Source organism: Sphingomonas sp. P4_G3, from assembly GCF_056401105.1.
In genome coordinates this window covers 12,798-29,027 of sequence record NZ_JBFUJZ010000017.1, presented here as the reverse complement: position 1 = coordinate 29,027, position 16,230 = coordinate 12,798, and the positions used below count along the sequence as shown (strand labels likewise).

General features: G+C 63.8%; 12 protein-coding genes. 2 read left to right on the top strand and 10 right to left on the bottom strand.

Annotated elements, in window-relative coordinates; genetic code table 11:
- Nucleotides 1–88 precede the first annotated feature (88 nt).
- The gene (locus AC1DQQ_RS22115) at nucleotides 89–1,783 is read right to left on the bottom strand and encodes a sensor domain-containing diguanylate cyclase (protein ID WP_478046805.1); all 1,695 of its coding nucleotides are present in this window, start codon (nucleotides 1,781–1,783) and stop codon (nucleotides 89–91) included.
- A gap of 72 nt (nucleotides 1,784–1,855) precedes the next feature.
- Nucleotides 1,856–3,064: a hypothetical protein gene (locus AC1DQQ_RS22110; RefSeq protein WP_478046804.1), complete on the bottom strand. Its 1,209-nt coding sequence runs from the start codon at nucleotides 3,062–3,064 to the stop codon at nucleotides 1,856–1,858.
- A 144-nt stretch (nucleotides 3,065–3,208) separates the two neighbouring features.
- Between AC1DQQ_RS22110 and AC1DQQ_RS22105 the strand changes: the two genes are divergently transcribed.
- Nucleotides 3,209–3,757 (top strand): UrcA family protein, encoded by a 549-nt coding sequence (locus tag AC1DQQ_RS22105; RefSeq protein WP_478046803.1) that lies wholly within the window; start codon nucleotides 3,209–3,211, stop codon nucleotides 3,755–3,757.
- 142 nt (nucleotides 3,758–3,899) lie between these two features.
- On the opposite strand, the gene AC1DQQ_RS22100 is transcribed toward AC1DQQ_RS22105, so the two are convergent.
- Together AC1DQQ_RS22100 and AC1DQQ_RS22095 are read right to left on the bottom strand one after the other, a co-directional pair.
- Nucleotides 3,900–4,988, bottom strand: a complete 1,089-nt coding sequence (locus tag AC1DQQ_RS22100) for a Ca2+-dependent phosphoinositide-specific phospholipase C (protein ID WP_478043051.1) — start codon at nucleotides 4,986–4,988, stop codon at nucleotides 3,900–3,902.
- The gene (locus tag AC1DQQ_RS22095) at nucleotides 4,988–7,492 is read right to left on the bottom strand and encodes a TonB-dependent receptor (RefSeq protein WP_478046802.1); all 2,505 of its coding nucleotides are present in this window, start codon (nucleotides 7,490–7,492) and stop codon (nucleotides 4,988–4,990) included. The genes AC1DQQ_RS22100 and AC1DQQ_RS22095 overlap by 1 nt, the downstream gene beginning before the upstream one ends.
- Nucleotides 7,493–7,886: 394 nt before the next feature.
- On the opposite strand from AC1DQQ_RS22095, the gene AC1DQQ_RS22090 reads away from it, so the two are divergent.
- Complete coding sequence (locus AC1DQQ_RS22090) at nucleotides 7,887–8,219, top strand: hypothetical protein (RefSeq protein ID WP_478046801.1); 333 nt, start codon at nucleotides 7,887–7,889, stop codon at nucleotides 8,217–8,219.
- A 236-nt stretch (nucleotides 8,220–8,455) separates the two neighbouring features.
- On the opposite strand, the gene AC1DQQ_RS22085 is transcribed toward AC1DQQ_RS22090, so the two are convergent.
- From AC1DQQ_RS22085 to AC1DQQ_RS22060, 6 genes are all read right to left on the bottom strand, one after another.
- On the bottom strand, nucleotides 8,456–9,757 hold the full coding sequence (locus tag AC1DQQ_RS22085) for an acetamidase/formamidase family protein (RefSeq protein WP_478046800.1): 1,302 nt from the start codon (nucleotides 9,755–9,757) through the stop codon (nucleotides 8,456–8,458).
- A 188-nt stretch (nucleotides 9,758–9,945) separates the two neighbouring features.
- Nucleotides 9,946–11,433 carry a serine hydrolase gene (locus AC1DQQ_RS22080; RefSeq protein WP_478046799.1) on the bottom strand — a complete coding sequence of 496 codons (1,488 nt, stop codon included), beginning with the start codon at nucleotides 11,431–11,433 and terminating at the stop codon, nucleotides 9,946–9,948.
- Between the two features lie 43 nt (nucleotides 11,434–11,476).
- The gene (locus tag AC1DQQ_RS22075; protein WP_478046798.1) at nucleotides 11,477–12,715 is read right to left on the bottom strand and encodes a M56 family metallopeptidase; all 1,239 of its coding nucleotides are present in this window, start codon (nucleotides 12,713–12,715) and stop codon (nucleotides 11,477–11,479) included.
- On the bottom strand, nucleotides 12,712–13,077 hold the full coding sequence (locus AC1DQQ_RS22070; protein ID WP_478046797.1) for a BlaI/MecI/CopY family transcriptional regulator: 366 nt from the start codon (nucleotides 13,075–13,077) through the stop codon (nucleotides 12,712–12,714). Before AC1DQQ_RS22070 ends, AC1DQQ_RS22075 begins: the two co-directional genes overlap by 4 nt.
- A 436-nt stretch (nucleotides 13,078–13,513) precedes the next feature.
- Nucleotides 13,514–15,829, bottom strand: coding sequence for an ATP-dependent Clp protease ATP-binding subunit ClpA (clpA, locus tag AC1DQQ_RS22065; RefSeq protein ID WP_478046796.1), 2,316 nt, complete (start codon nucleotides 15,827–15,829; stop codon nucleotides 13,514–13,516).
- A gap of 154 nt (nucleotides 15,830–15,983) precedes the next feature.
- Nucleotides 15,984–16,178, bottom strand: coding sequence for a DUF1192 domain-containing protein (locus tag AC1DQQ_RS22060; RefSeq protein ID WP_478046795.1), 195 nt, complete (start codon nucleotides 16,176–16,178; stop codon nucleotides 15,984–15,986).
- Nucleotides 16,179–16,230 lie beyond the last annotated feature (52 nt).

Genomic DNA, 16,230 nt, shown 5'->3' with positions numbered 1-16,230 from the left:
CTCCCCCACCCGACCTCCCAATCAGGGTATTCTATGGGAGGTCGGGTGGGGAGCGGGCCGGCACCGTGACAGCGGAGCTGAAAAGACGTCAGGCGGCTCGGACGGCGATCGGTGGCGCGAACCGGGCGCGATCGCGGCCGCTCTGCTTGGCATCGAACAGCGCGCGGTCGGCGCGTCGATACATCGCTTTCCAGTCGGCTTCGGTAACGAGCGGCCCGGTGCAGGCGCCGATACTGGCAGTGACGGTCAGGTCGAACGGCATGCGCGCCGATCGCAATTTGGCGAGCACGGCATCGGGTGTGACTGCGCGGTCGGCGGGACACAGGATGGCGAATTCCTCGCCCCCCATCCGCGCGATCAACGCACCCGACGCGGCCTGGCGCAGCACGCGGGCGAAGACGCGCAGCACCTCGTCGCCGCCATCATGGCCCAAGGTCTCGTTGATCCGCTTGAAATGGTCGATATCGGTCAACATCAGCGCCTGATTGGTCTCGCGGCCGATCGCCTGGCGCAGAAAAGCGCGGCGGTTGAGGAGGCCCGTCAACGGATCGGTATCGGCCAGCCGTGCTGCGATGATTTCGCGTTCGATCGCCTCGTCGCGTTCGAGCGAGAGCAAGCGGATGCGATAGGCAATAGCCAGGGTCGAGATGACCGCCTCGAACGCCATCGACAATATGGTCGAATTGTCGAGCCAGAAGCTCCAGGGGATCAGCGCCAGATTGCCCAGCAGGCGCAGTGCCGCGAACAGGATCGGCGCCGCCCAGGCGACCGCGAACAGCCAGAGATAGGGGCTGCCTTCGACGCGAGCGCGGCGAATGATCGGGAAGACGACGACGACGATCGCTGCGAAGGTCAGCGAAAAGGCGGTGTCGAGCAGTTGGATGTGCCAGGGCGCGAATAAAGCAACGAACGCGGTCGCGACCACCGATGCGGCGATGATCGCGTTGACCGCCTTACCCACCCAGCCGGCGGTTACCGCGGGCACGAAGAAATAGCGCGCGAAGATCAACGCGGTCGCCGCCGCCGTAGACAGCAGGACGTAATTGAGCCGCAAGCGATCGTTGTTGAGCATGGTCGGGTTGAGCCACGCGAGCGCTCCCGACGAACTCAGCGCGTATAGCATCAACGCCGCGACCATCGCGCAATAAGCGAGCTGGAAGGGATGACGCAGCGCGCCCCACATGGCGAGATTGTATATCAACAAGGCCAGGCACAGCCCGCCGAACCCGGCATAGATCGCCGCCATCGCGAGGTTCGCCCGGTCCGATTCAGCAGGGGTAGCGATCGTCGGCGCGATGAGGATTCCGCGCAAATTGGCCGATCCCTCGACATGCCACATCAATCTGACTGGCGGCCCAATGGCGGCCGGGAGCGGCCATTCGATCATCGCGCCCAATTGGAGGTGGTTGCTCGCCTGGTGCCCGTCGAACCGCCAGCCGCGGATTTTGCCGTCGGGATAGAGGGCATAGAGCGTCACGGCCTCCTGCCAAAGGCTCCCGATGCGTACGTGCGTTCGGTTCCCCACGTCGGGAACGTTGGTCAGCGGCTGAGAAATCACCCAGTAATCGCCCGCGCCGAACCAGGTCTGGCGATGCGTGCAATCGTATCGCGCGGTAGCGCCGAACATGGCGGCCGGCTGGTCGCCCGCGCGTGCCGAGGCGACGCAGGTCGACAGCGGCGCACCGACGACGGCACCGCGCGCCCGAGCGGGAAACGCCCATAGCGAGGATATAGCCAGCAGCAGGGCCGTCATCAGCAAGGTGGGAAGGCCGGCAAAGCGCATGCCGCCGACCTAATCCCTCGACCGCAAATTATTGGTAAATCGCACGCATAATATGGTGATTTATCCTTTTATTCAGCAGGGCTTGAACCCGCCCAGCGTGATCCGCGGCTTGCACTTCTTTTTCGGCGGCTCGTTGCCGCTATTGCCGTTGGCAGCACCGCCGTCATTATCGCCCATGTCATCCATTCCCGGCATGCCGAGCATGACCGTGGTATTGGAGCGATAGCGAACCTTGGCGGTCCAGTCGGGCTTCCATGGCAACCGCGCATTGGCCGGGCGCGGCGGATAGGCGAAATTGCGTTCGGGACCATAGGCATAAAGCTGGGTCATCATGAAGCCGCCCGCTGCGCGTTTCACTTCGGTCGGGATCTGGCAGCTCGTCTGGCTAGGCGGCATCACGATCTTTCGGGCGATCAGGCCGGAAACCATGTCGGGCGCGATCCAGTCGGCCAGCCCGCCGCCGAACTGCTTGCCGCTGGCGGACGTCCACCACACCATGTCTGCATCCTCGCCACCTGAACCCTGGGCGCCGATCAGCCAGGCATAATAGCCGGTCGCCAGCGGGACGGAATTCCAGTTCAGCATCTGCGATCCGTCGGATTGCTCGCTGCCACGCGCGTTCAACGGCGCCATGAAATCCTGATCGAGCGCGAACTTGATCTCGGGCGAATAATTGCCCGCGACGCGATGATCGCCGATCAGCGAGGACCCGGGTTTGGCCGACTTGCCCGATTTGGCATTCGGCCATTCACCATAGGTGCGCGATGTGCTCGCGGTGGGGCCGCGGTCGACCGGCACATCGGCGGTGAACAGGCCCGGCGGGAATTGCTGTTGGCCCAATTTGGCAAAGTCGACGACCACTGGCTGGCCCGGGCCGACATGCGCGCCGCAGCCCCAGAAGATCAGCAAACGGCCCTTCGGTCGGCGCATCTCGCCCGGCATTCCTTCGGTCGGGGTCGACTGGGGCGAGGTCAGCGGGACCGACGGGCCAAGCTGCATGCCAGCGGGCATGAAGTGATCGGCCTGCGGCGTGCTGCCGGCCGGCGCGAGCATCGAGCCCAGGCGTAAGATCAGCGTGTGCGCGACCGAACCGCCGCCACGCCCGCCGCCGAACATCATTTTCATCGGATTGGCGCCGCCCGCGCCGAAGCCCGACGTGGTCGCGACATCCATCTGATAGCGTGCCTTTGGCGGTGCCGACGGCGGCGCCGAATAGCCGATGCTCACGATCGTCGCGATTGCCGCGGCACCGACCGCTAACGGAATCAAATGGCGTCGCATGGATACACCCCCGCTCTGGTTGTGCAGCCGGATAGCATGATAGCCGAGTCCCCAGATTGGACGAACCCGACGGGCAGCTTGCTTGACTCGCGGAACCATCGGGGTCGTTATGCGATCGGAACGTGGTTAACGGATGAGGGCGTGATGACCCGATCGCTTGTGTTCGTCGGCTTGCCGGCCGTCATGTCGGCCGCTGCGCTGATCGCGCCGGCAGCCGCCGCCTCCGACTATTACGATCGCGATATCCAGACGACGGTGATCAGCGTTGCCGATCTCGATTTGTCGACCGGCTGGGGCATGGACCGGCTGATCAAACGGCTGCGCGGCCGGATCGACGACATGTGCGGCTGGGATGAGGATTGCCGCGACGAGGCATGGCTGAGCGCCGACTGGCAAGTCGCCCGCGCGGTCACCCGCGACCAATGGCGCCGCCGCATCGCGTTCGAGCGCGAAGCCGATCGGCGCTATTACCGGATGCGGCGTTTCGCACCGCCGCCACCGCCACTGGTCGTGGTCCAGCCACTGCCCAGGATCGCCTATCTGCCGATCCCCGCGCCACCGGCGCAACTCGTGTCGAAGACGACCAAGGTCACCACGACCACGACCAAGACGACGACCATCATGCTGACCTATCGCACGCCGCCGGCAACGTTCCGCCCGGCCTGGAAACCGCGCTGCGCCTGTGTGGAGTAGAGGCGGTCGACGATCACGTATTGGTTAATCGGTGCGCGCGTCCCGTTCGACAACGAGCAGATGTGCCTTGGACGAGCGCTGCAGGACGTCGAGCGCCTTCAGTATGATGGCGCGGGCGACCGGCAGGGCAGTACAATACCAGTCAGGGCCGGAGCCGGCAGCTGGCGGACACCCGCGCCGGACTGCATCGCGCCATCGCGCGCTCGGGTAGCGTCACCACGAAGCCGAGATTGAGCGGATCGGGAGCGCCCGGGTAATAGTCCGTGCTCACCGCTTGCGCCCCGCTCGCCATCGCGGCCTTGGCCTTGGAATAGTCACGGCCGCGCGCCTCGACCGTATTGGCGTCGGTGCGGGTCCGCACGATCAAGCCCTCGCGCACCCATTTGCGGATCTTCGCGCCGTCGACAAGCGGGTCCTGGACGATCTGCACCGCCGATTCGGGCTGATCGTCGGGATACCAGCCGAACATCGCCCGCCCCGCGAGCGAAGGGTGTCCGACGCGATAGAGATCAGACACCGCCGCGCGCACGTCGAGCAGGATGTAGATACGCCCCCGCGCGGCCGTCAGCGCCGGCCAGCCGCGGCTATGCACCGCTTCGCGCAGCGTCGCCGCCCCCCCGCGCACCTCGTCCGGGGTGATCAGCCGCTTGCCGGGGAGCACGGAACGGATCTCTCGATCCAAAGCATCGAGCAGGGGCTTGTCGAGCGCCAGCGGGACGGTGATTCCCGGCCGCCCCGAAGGCGTGTCCGCGGCATTGATCGTGATCATGATCGGCAAGTGGTCGGGATGCGCCCGTGACCAGCGATCGACTTCGCCGAGGCACTCGACCAGGGTCGTGCAGGTGCTGAGATAGTCCACATCAGGAATGTGGAACACCTTGAAGCCGGGCTTGAGCATCTTCGCCCGGTCGAAACCGGTCGCCTCCCCGGCTGCCCGCGCCAAGGCCTCCCCCTTTGGGTCGGCATAACGCCCGCCCTCGGGATCGGCGAAGATGTCGATCTCGATCTGACGCACGCCCGCGTCGAGTTGCTGGGCCAGCGGCAGATGATAATAATCGAGCCCGTCGGCCATCGCCGGCGCCGTCGAGCGGATCTGCGCCATGACGGCCGCCGGAATCCGCGCCTTGAAGCTGTTGTGCGAACCGATGACCTGAATGTCGTTCATCGCACGCGGCGGYGTCGCCGTGCCGGCCAACGCCAGCGCAGCGGCGGTGAGAAGCCCCTTGAGCATCAGAACTCCGTCCGCACGCCGAACAGGATCGTCCGGCCCCAATAATGGATCTCGTTATAGCGCAGGGGATCGTCGTTATAGCTATACTGCTTCGCTCCGGCGATGTTGATCGCTTCGACACTCAGCGTCGTCTTGCCGATCATCCGGACGGAGACGTTGCCGTCCAGCGAGCCGAAAGCATCGACATAGCTCGGCGTCTGCGTGGTGCTGCCCGTGCCCGAGAGATACTTGTCGCGCCAGGTGTAGGAAAGCCGCGCCGACACCGGGCCGTAATCATAGAAGCCGACCAGGTTAAAGCTGTTCTTCGACAGGCCGATCAGCTGATCCTTGATCGTCCGCGCGCCGGCCGTGTAATTCGCCTGCACCGACGTGTGGGTGTACGACGCCTGGATACCCAGCCCGTCGAACGGCTTGGGCAGGAAGGTGAATACCTGGTTGTAGGCCGCCTCCGCGCCATAGACCTTGGCATTGCCGCCATTGACCTGCGTGCTCAGCAGGATCGTGCCGCGGCCCGGAATCTCGACATTGACGTTCTGCGCGGTGATGTAATTGTCCATCGCCTTGTAGAACAAGGCCGCGGTGAGCGAGCCCTTGCGATTGAAATACCATTCGAGCGAACCGTCGAACTGGGTGGCGAGGAAGGGCACCAGCTCGGGATTGCCGCCGCTTCCGGTCGGCGCGTCGGTGGACACGCTGATCTGCGGCGCGCTCTGGGTCACGTTGGGTCGAGTCAGCACGCGGCTGGCGGCGAGGCGCGCGATCAGGGTCGGGCTCAGCTCGGCGCGCAGGTTGAAGCTCGGCAGCCAGTTGTTGAAGGTCTTGGGAAAGCTCGCCGGCGTCGGCGCGGTGCCGATCGTCAATGTGCCGCTCGCCACCTGATCGGTGTGCACGTAGCGCACGCCGATGTTGCCGGTCACTGCGACTCCTCCCAGCGCGAAGGCATAATCGGCGCGCAGATTGGCGCTCGCCGTCTTCTCGGTCACCACATAGGAGGCACGCAAGTCGCTCGCGGACAGCGGCGCGTTGGCCACGGCGTCGGTGAACAATTTGTCGTAGAAGACGCTGGTGATCGGCACGAGCCAGCTGCGCGGCGCATTGCCGGGCACGCCGCTCAGGAAGTTGTCGAACGGGATTTGCTCGAACCCGTTCGGCGCGAAGCCGGTCAGCGGAATCTGGCCCGGATTGACGGTGAAATCGCGGCGCCAATAATCCCGCTTGCGCGAGTGATATTCGACGCCGGCCGTGATCTTGCGGAGGAAGCCATGCATGTCGTGACCGACGTCGAGCCGGGCGTACCTGTCCCAGTCCTTGCTGTTCTTTGGCGCGATGTTGAACGGATAGAGCACGTAGTTCGCGGCATTGGTCGGGTCGACCGGCGTGGTGAAGGTCGGGATCACCTTGTATCCGCCCGACGCGTCATAAGTCAGCGGCGCGAAGAACATCGCGCGGCTGCGCACGGTGCCTTGGGCATAGCTGGGGTGGAAGCTGTGCGCGTAGGACCAGTTGATGTTGGCCGAGATATCCCAGCCTTTGGGCTTCCAGCTCTGCTTCAGGCCGATGCTGAGCAGGTCGTGACGATTGAGGCTGTATTCGCGCGACGCCATGAAACGCACGTCGTTGATCGTCGCGGCGACGACGGTGTTGCCGTCGAGCTTGACCGACCCCGGTACCAGCACCGGGCGGTGTCCCGCGACGCTGGTGTCATCGGGATAGATGTCGAGGCCGAATTCGTCATAGGCGACGTCGAGCCGCGTCGCGAGCACGTCGAGCGTGGTCTCGAGCTCGGGCGAGGGCCGCCACTGCGCCGAGATCAACCCCGAGAGGCGCTTGCGGTCTTCGGTCTCGATCGTCGGGCGGGTGCGGGTCGGCGTGTAATAGCCAGTGCCAAGCACCGACGTGAACCGGTCGAGGGTCCAGCCCGTATTGTACCAGCGGTCGTTGCGGACCGACTTGGCCCAATATTGCGCGCCGGCGAGGATACCGAACGTGCCGTCGCCGTTCTTGAAGCTGGTGATCGCGGTGGCGTTCGGCTTCACCTTGTCGGTCATCGTCGTCCAGGTACCGCGCAGATTGAGCGTGGTCTTGGTACCGACGTCGAGCGGGCGAAAGGTTTTGACGTCGATATTCCCGCCCAGCGCGCCTTCGGTCATGTCGGCGGTCGGCGTCTTAACCACGTCGATCTGCGACACGAACTCGGCCGGCAGCATCTCGAAGCGGAACTGGCGGCCATTGGCGCCGCCATTCTCGATCAGGTCGTTGATCGCGATCGTGCGGCCATTGAGCATCGTGCTCTGGAACTGCGGCCCGAGCCCGCGAACGCTGACATAGAGTCCCTCGCCGCGTGGCCGGGTGATCGCCACGCCCGTGACGAGCTGGAGCGCCTCGGCCACGTTCTGGGTGGGGAATTTGCCGATATCGGTCGACGCGATCGAATCGACACCATAAGCGGCCTGGCGTTTGGTCTCGGCCGCCGTGGCGAGGCTCCGCGCATAGGAGCCGGTCACGACAATGTCCTCATCGGAGCTTGCCGGCGCATTCTGCGAACTTTGGTCGGCGCCCGCGGCAACGGTCTGGGCATGCGCGGATTGGGCGATGCCCAACGCGGCGAAAGTAAATGGAAGCGTGGCCCGAAGCAGGCGTGACGTGCGCGACATTTTTGAGTTTCTCCCCTCGGGTGTAGTCCCCGGCGGGGCTGCCAATAAGCCCGCCTTATTGCGTTTCGGCGGCGGGGTGGTTGCAGAAGCGTTTCAAGGACAAGTCGCTTAGATGACTTGGATCGCCTGATCGCCCCGGGTCCAAAAGGTGGACCTGCGAAGCCCTAGGCGATGTTTCGCCCGGCCTGGAAACCGCGCTGCGCCTGCGTGGAGTAGAGGCGGTCGCTGGGTCGTCCGCGCGCGGGTGATTAACGCCCGTTACCATAGCACTGACAGCGACAGCTGGACGCTCTACACCGTCCGCGTGCTCGACCGGTTCAAAGGCCCGTCGACACACGCCATGCGCGTCTTCACATATCGCGACAGCGGCGGTTTCTATCTGGATAAGGGTCTGAATTCGCCGGATCGAGCCAACGACTATCTGCTCTTCCTCAACCCGGCGAGCCAAGTTCTGCCGCGTGGTATGAGAAATGTCGTTCAGGTCAATTTCAGCTGCGGGCAGTCGCGACCGTGGAAAGAGCTCACCCGCACCGATCTTGCCAAGCTGGACCTCCTCGCCGACCGATCGCGCCGTTAGCGGCGATGATCTCAACTTTCATGTCGGCTACGCGCCCCTAATCAGACATTCGATCGCGCTTGCCCCAATCCCGAAAACTGACCTTTGTTCATATAGGCTGGGAACGTCCGAAACTGGGTCGGGCCCCAGATTCGATCCGGCATGAATCTAATCGTCCGCTACGCGCCCAAGGCCGGTCGGTCGGCGCCAGCTGGCGGCCGGGAAGCAGCAGGCGGCCACGAGCACTCCCCTCAGCATCAATCCGCTGAGGCTTTCGGGAGCCGCGATTTGTCGATACGAGCAGCCACCCCAACGCTGCGGCCGGCGAGATTAGGCACGCTGAAACGCACCGACGTCCCAATCACCTGCGCAGCCTCCGACAAGGTCAGCCGATAATCCTGCTGCAACCATTGGATCAGGCCGCTGCTCGCAGCCTTTAGGGCCTCGTCGAGCGACCCAGCCTGCCCGAGCACCATCAGTTCGGTAGGCGATTCTACTCTCGGCATCCCGATTGGCTTGCCCTTGATCAGTTCGATCCGGACCGTGACATCCATCGATGTCTCAAGCGCATATTGGGAGGTCTCGCCATCTCCCTGCAGCGCATGTGCGTCGCCGAGGTACAGCAGCGCGCCGGGCTGCTGGACGGGTAGATAGACCGTGTTGCCTTCGACGATCTCGGGAAAATCCATATTGCCCCCGGCTCGCCCTGTGTCGCCGGTCGAAAGTGGCGGCGAACCGAAGCCGCTCGCCAATCCCAAACCGCCGAGCATCGGCCGTAGCGGCACTCGGAAATCGGCCAAGTTTCCCGTGGCTGCGTCGGGCGTCGCGAACCCTCGGGCGCGGTCCAGGCGCCAGCGCACGGGTTTACCCAATGCCCCGGCCTTCGCTGCAAGTCCGGGGCTCAGGGCGCGAGCGACGATAGTGTCGAGACTATCGGCCCAATCGCGGTTGGGCGTTAGCTTGATGATGTGGACGGCGAGCGTGTCGCCCTGGGCCGCTCCGGCAATAAAGAACGGGCCTGTCTGAGGGTTGCCGAACAATGCCCTGGTCTTGCCTGAGGCATCTACGCCTCCCGAATCGATCGTCGTTGTCTGCAATGTATCGCCGGGCCAGAGCGTGAGGACGGGTCGACGCTCGGCCGAGAAACTATTGGCGAAATCGGATGGCGAGAATCTGACCACGTGCGGGCCGCCGGGCGGTCGATCTGGGATGCGGCGAGCGCTCAGGTTGAAGCGAAGGCGCTTGTCGGGAAAGTTGTTGTCGGGATAGTCGGCGGTTCCTCGCAGCGCGCCATGCACCAGCGCGAGGTCGAAGCGATATACCGCGCCATTCTTTTCGGTGACGGTTAGGGTTAGCCTGCCCGCCGAAAATTTGCCCTTGGCGGCATCGCCATCCCAGTCGCCGCTAACCGATGTGCCGATGCTGCGAAGATTGAGCGTTGAGTATTCGGGATTACCAAAACGGTCGACCGCGAGAATCCATTGGCCGTCCACGGGCGACTTGGCTTGGGCGGGCACGGCAAGGAAGACGACGGCTACGAATCCGATTTGGCGCAACATTATCACTCTCCGATAGCTTGACTACGGTCGTAGTCATGCGGTCCCGCCGCGCAAGGCTGCATGGCTGATGCAACTGGCGAGCTGGCCCGGGTGCCTATTTTGAACGACCAAAATGCGCTTCTCATCTCATTATTCCGGGATCTCGTTGCCGATCTTCAAAGCTACATACGTTCCATCCGGCAGGTCGCTTACCTGTCTGCGAACTCGGCAAGGTGCCGTTTCGCTGAGACGTTGCCAGGGTCCAATTCCAGCACGCGCCGATATTCGCGTGCCGAGGCCGCAATATCTCCGACCACGTGATAAGCTTGCGCCAGGCTGTCGTGCGCATTCGCGCTTTTGGGGAATTGGGTTGCGATGAACGCGAACAGCGGCACCGCATCGTGCGCGCGCCCGGTGCTGAGCAGGCGATAGCCCCAGTCGTTGAGCTCGCTCTCTGGCCAGACCAACCCGGGATTCCTGGTCTTGATCGCCGCTGCCGCCGCCTCCGCATGGTCGTACCCTTGTTGTTCAAGCGCGATCCTCAGCGCGGGCACGCCGGCGAGCGGCAAATCGGGGGCATAGAGAGACGCGATCTTGTCGACCATGTCCTCGGGAAATGAGCCCGCCAAATTGGTTAGGATTACGATCCCAACATCATCCTCTGGATAGTAGAATACCGCCGCGCGCCCGCCACCGGTCATTCCCACTGCGCGATGGCTGCCGCGCGCGAACACTTCCCATCCCATGCCCCACTGCCCGGACCTCCCGTCGGTGAAGGAAACGGGCGTCCACATCGTTTCGCGCGCCGGGGCGGTGAGCAGCGAGCCCCGCTCGACGGCGATCAGCCAGTTCGCCATGTCTATCGCAGTGCTGTTGAGCCCCGATGAGGCGCGCCGGAACGGCAGAAAGCGTTCCGATGCTTCCTGCATCACGCGTGGGGTGCCGGGTGCCGCTCCGCTATAGCCGTTTACGAACGGCCCCGGCAACGACCAGCGATAGGTCGGCACCTTGTTTGGGATCATGTCGTTGGCGTCGCCGTAATAGGTGTGCGCCATGCCGGCGAGCCGCAATTGCTCCTCGGCAAGCGGCGCATCGAGTGCCCGCCCTTCGATCGTGTTGAGCACGCGCTGAATGAGCGTGTAGTTGGTTTGACAATAGTCGAAATGATCTCCTGGCGCGAAGCGGATTGGTTGCTGTTGCACCCATTTCCATGCCGCGGCGGCGTCGGTTTCGACCGTGGGTGCGCGCATCACGTCGGGCAGGCCGGATTGGTGACTGAGCAGCTGTCGAATTGTAACGCCGCGCCATGCATCGGGCAGGTCTTTCAGATATTGGCCAACGGGCGCGGAAGGGTCGAGCTTCCCCTCGTCGACCAGTCGCATCGCCGCGACACCGGTGAACGCCTTGGTGATCGAGTTGATCGCGAAAACCGTGTCCTCTCGCGCCGGAAGGCCGAATTCGGCGCTGCCGGTCCCGTAGCCACGTGCCAGGACGATCCTGCCGTTCTTGACCACGGCAACCGTAAGACCCGGGATTCGTAGCTTGGACATCTGCGCGCTGAGATAGCGGTCGACCTCGACCGCGGCGTCGATCGGCGCGCTCTGCGCCGGCGCGGGCACTGGCATGATGGCGAGGATCAGGAGGGCTGCGTGGCGGACAAAGCTCCGGCGGCTGCCGGACCGAAGGGTCGGGGTCATGTCATTCTCCAGCGATGTTTTGCGGTGGAAGGGTCGACGCGAGCTAGCCGGGCGGTCGTGGCGCAAGGATCGGCCGGCCGCGTGCGATCGCCGCCGCCTCTGGGGAGGAGTAGCGCGCCCGCGCTCTTGCCAAGCCAGCCGCGGCGCGCTGCTTGAGATAGGCGGGGTCGTCGACCGGTCGTCCCCGGGCGGCGGCGAGCGCTGCCGGCCCCGAAGCGCGATCGTCGACGGGCGCTTCAAGCAACTGTGATGGCACTGCCCGGATCGGCGTGCCGTCCGCTACAATGCGCGCCTCTACCGGCCTTTCCACTTCCGGCTTTTCGCTGGCCAATCGCGCGGACCACGACGGCGCTCGCAGGAAAGATTTCGCGACAGGCGATGTGACCGTCGTGGACGGCGTCGTTGTGCGAGTTGCCGCGCTCAACACAAGCACACCACAGCCGGACGCAAATACTAGCGCCGCGATATGCAACTGCCGGCGCCGGCGCAATTCGAGCGCGATGCCACGCAGCCGATGCTTCAGCAGCGCCACTTCGCTGAGGCGGCACAACGCGGCCGGCCCCCCAGTCGTGGCCTTCAGCAGCGTGCGCGCATAGCTCGCGGCGTGGTCATTTCCCAGCTTCCGCAACACATCGGCATCGCACGCCAATTCCTGGTCCGCGCGGAACAGGAGATGCGCTTGATGGGCGACCGGATTGAACCAGTGTAGCGCGAGCACCAGCATTGCGATCAGATTGGCGAGCAGATCGTGCCGTTGGTGGTGCATCGCTTCATGCGCGAGCGCGCATTGCTGTTCCCACGGATCGAAACGCGCTTCGAAATCGAGCGGAATGATAATCTCGCGCCGCAAAACGCCCATCGCGACGGGGCCCGCGACACCACCGCTGCAGTGAACGGGAATACCGGCGACGAGCATCACGGTTCCCATGCGATCGACCCGCGTTGATCGCCGGAAATGCCAATAGCGCGCCCATTGCCAGGCGAGCCAGAGCACCGCGCCGGCCAGCCAGATAGCGATCAGCATGGTGGTGAGATCCAGCCCTCCCGCATCAAAGGAGCGCGCGTCAACGCCCGCCATCGGCATGGCAGGCATGGACCGCATGGACCCAGGCCTCGTTCCGAGCAGCGGCAATGGCGGCGTCGCCATCCGTAAAACGGGCAGCAGCCAGAGCGCGTAGATGAATTTCGGTCCTACGCGACCGCGCAAGAGGGGGCGGAGCGTCGCAACCACGATCATCAGCAGCGTCGACGCAAGGAGCGTTTGGACGATCCAGCCGGTCACGGCTTTATCGCCTTCAACAGGGCCTCGATCTCGGCGATGTCATCGGGCGTGAGCGCGTCGCTGCGCGCCAGATGCGCAACGAGCGGAGCCGCGCGTCCGCCGAACAGGGTGTCGATCAGCTGCCGCGATTGCTGCGTCGCGAAATGCTCGCGTGACACCGCAGCGCGGTATAAAAAGCGGCGTCCGTCCGCTTCGTGGACCACCGCGTCCTTGGCAACAAGCCGCGCAAGCAGGGTCTTGACGGTGCTCAGGCTCCAACCGCGTTCGCGCTCCATTGCCGCGCCAAGTTCGGCAGCGGTCAGCGGTTGCCGATCCCACAACGCCCGCAGTATCACCTGTTCGCTTTCGGTAATGCGTTCCATGACGACTCTCATCTACGTTTGTAGATAGTATCGTCTACAAATGTAGATGCAACGGGGAAACCGCGGTTCCATCTCTGCTGCAAATGGGCCGAGTACGAATTGCAAGTCGTCCGCAACGCGTGGGCCGGTCGCGGTGCTTTGATGCGCGGATCGAGCGAGGGGGCTCGCAGGCGACGCTAACGGCGTGTCGAGGAAGGGATTCCGCCGCTCCGAAGATCGTCCGGTCGTATATGCGTCAACGGACGCCTTTATCACGACGCTCCTCGGTAGATAGCAGCTTGCAATGGTCCATCCGTGAGTTGCCAGTTTGTTACCAGCTCGATGCAGCCGTCCGCGCTCGATATAGCTTGCAGCACGAAACGACCCGGAAGCTTAAATATGAAACGGGCCAGGGATCGCTCCCCGGCCCGTTCTGGTTTTTGGTTTATGCCTCGGCTTATTTCGCTTCGGCCTTGGCGGTCTTGCCGCCCTTCTTGCCTGGTTTCTTTGGCGCGGCGGGGGTGATTTCGAACGACAAGGCATTGTCCTTCAATTTCACCACCACTTCGCCGCCATGGACCAGCTTGCCGAACAGCAATTCCTCGGCGAGCGGCTGCTTGATCTTTTCCTGCATCAGGCGGCCCATCGGGCGAGCGCCGTAGAGCTTGTCATAGCCCTTGGCGGTCAACCACTTCTTCGATTCGTCATCCAGGCTGATATGGACGTTGCGGTCCGCCAGCTGCAGTTCGAGCTGCAGGATGAACTTCTCGACCACGCGGGCGACGACCTCGGTCGGCAAGTAGCTGAACGGCACGATCGCATCGAGACGGTTGCGGAATTCCGGCGTGAACATCTTCTGGACCGCCTGCTCGTCCTCGCCCTCTCGGGTAAGGTTGCCGAAGCCCAATGTCTCGCGCGCCATGTCCGACGCGCCGGCATTGGTGGTCATGATCAGGATGACGTTGCGGAAATCGACCGACTTGCCGTGCTGATCGGTGAGCCGCCCATTGTCCATCACCTGCAACAGGATGTTGAACAGGTCCGGATGCGCCTTCTCGATCTCGTCGAGCAGCAGCACGCAATGCGGCTGTTGGTCGACCGCATCGGTCAACAGGCCGCCCTGGTCGAACCCGACATAGCCCGGAGGGGCGCCGATCAGCCGGCTGACCGAATGACGCTCCATATATTCGGACATGTCGAACCGCTGCAGCGGGATGCCCATGATCGAGGCGAGCTGACGCGCGACCTCGGTCTTGCCGACGCCGGTCGGGCCGGTGAACAGGTAATTGCCGATCGGCTTTTCGGGGTCGCGCAAGCCGGCACGGCTCAGCTTGATCGCCGAGGACAGCTTCTCGATCGCGTCATTCTGGCCGAACACGACGCGCTTCAGATCGGTGTCGAGCGTCGCGAGAGCGAGCGTATCGTCCTTCGACACCGATTTCGGCGGGATGCGCGCCATCGTCGCGATCACCGCCTCGATTTCACGCGTGGTGATTGTCTTCTTACGGCGGCTCGGCGGCACCAGCATCTGCATCGCGCCGACTTCGTCGATCACGTCGATCGCCTTGTCGGGCAGCTTGCGGTCGTTGATGTACCGCGCCGACAATTCGACCGCCGCTTTGATCGCGTCGGGTGTGTATTTGACCTGGTGATGCTCCTCGAACGCCGAGCGCAGGCCCGCCAGGATCTTCACCGTGTCCTCGATCGTCGGCTCGTTGACGTCGATCTTCTGGAACCGGCGCAGCAGCGCGCGATCCTTTTCGAAATGGTTGCGGAATTCCTTGTAGGTGGTCGAGCCGATGCAACGGATCGTGCCGCCCGACAGAGCCGGCTTGAGCAGGTTCGACGCGTCCATCGCGCCGCCGCTGGTCGCGCCGGCGCCGATCACGGTGTGGATCTCGTCGATGAACAGGATCGCGTCGGGCATCTTCTCGAGCTCGGTGACGACCTGCTTCAGCCGCTCCTCGAAATCGCCGCGATAGCGCGTGCCGGCGAGCAGCGCGCCCATGTCGAGCGAATAGATGACGGCAGGCTTGAGCACGTCGGGCACGTCGCCCTCGATGATCTTGCGCGCCAGGCCTTCGGCGATCGCGGTCTTGCCGACGCCGGGATCGCCGACATAGAGCGGATTGTTCTTCGACCGGCGGCACAGGATCTGCACCGTGCGATCGACCTCGGCGTTGCGGCCGATCAGCGGGTCGACCTTGCCGTTCTTGGCCTTTTCGTTGAGGTCGACGGTGAATTGCTTGAGCGCGCTTTCGTTCTTGCCCTTGTCGCTCTTGGTCGACTTCTCTTCCTCGGCGCCCTTGGGAGTCGAGGCTTCGACGGGCGCGCCGCCCTTGCCGACGCCGTGCGAGATGAAGCTGACCGCGTCGAGACGGCTCATATCCTGCTGCTGCAGGAAATAGACCGCGTAGGATTCGCGCTCGCTGAACAGAGCGACCAGCACGTTGGCGCCGGTCACTTCGTCGCGGCCCGACGACTGGACGTGGAGGATCGCGCGCTGGACGACGCGCTGGAACCCGCTGGTCGGCGACGGGTCGGTGGCCTTGTCGACCTTGAGCGCATCGAGCTCGGTGTCGAGATATTGCGCGACGGTCATCTTGAGCTCGTCGAGATCGACGCCGCACGATGCCATCACCTTGGAGGCATGTTCGTCATCGACCAGCGCAAGCAGCAAATGCTCGAGCGTCGCATATTCGTGGCGGCGCGACGAAGCGGCTTCGAGCGCCTTGTGAAGGGTGGTTTCGAGCGCGGAGGCGAAACTCGGCATTAGACTATTACTCCTGACGGGCCGCATGGACGCACGGCCCTTTTCCCTAATGTCGGGACGGGAGGGCCCCGCATCAAGCGCCGGCCATTCTTCGCATCGTCAGGTCGGCCAATTCCCGAAAAAAGCCTGGCCGGCGCGAAGATGCGATTCGCGCTCATCGCTTGAATAGCGAGTCAGCGCTTGCCCGATGGTTAACGGCGCGTTGCATATGTTTTTTGACGCGGGCGATTTCGCCTTCGAGGAGAGCGATCCGCTCCTCGAGCTCGGTCACCGACAGTGGATCGAGGTCCTGTTTGACCAGGAGCGCGATCGCGTCGCCAGGGCGCGGAAGATTCTCTTCGGAATCCATGACCGTGAACGTTGACCCTGGGCCGGGCGATGTCAATAACCCGAGCAGGTTT

Excerpts from the sequence above, each read along its gene's own strand:
- AC1DQQ_RS22080 (WP_478046799.1), bottom strand. The coding sequence starts at position 11,433 with ATGACCCCGACCCTTCGGTCCGGCAGCCGCCGGAGCTTTGTCCGCCAC.
- AC1DQQ_RS22115 (WP_478046805.1), bottom strand. The coding sequence starts at position 1,783 with ATGCGCTTTGCCGGCCTTCCCACCTTGCTGATGACGGCCCTGCTGCTG.
- AC1DQQ_RS22085 (WP_478046800.1), bottom strand. The coding sequence starts at position 9,757 with ATGTTGCGCCAAATCGGATTCGTAGCCGTCGTCTTCCTTGCCGTGCCC.
- AC1DQQ_RS22105 (WP_478046803.1), top strand. The coding sequence starts at position 3,209 with ATGACCCGATCGCTTGTGTTCGTCGGCTTGCCGGCCGTCATGTCGGCC.
- AC1DQQ_RS22110 (WP_478046804.1), bottom strand. The coding sequence starts at position 3,064 with ATGCGACGCCATTTGATTCCGTTAGCGGTCGGTGCCGCGGCAATCGCG.
- AC1DQQ_RS22070 (WP_478046797.1), bottom strand. The coding sequence starts at position 13,077 with ATGGAACGCATTACCGAAAGCGAACAGGTGATACTGCGGGCGTTGTGG.
- AC1DQQ_RS22060 (WP_478046795.1), bottom strand. The coding sequence starts at position 16,178 with ATGGATTCCGAAGAGAATCTTCCGCGCCCTGGCGACGCGATCGCGCTC.
- clpA (WP_478046796.1), bottom strand. The coding sequence starts at position 15,829 with ATGCCGAGTTTCGCCTCCGCGCTCGAAACCACCCTTCACAAGGCGCTC.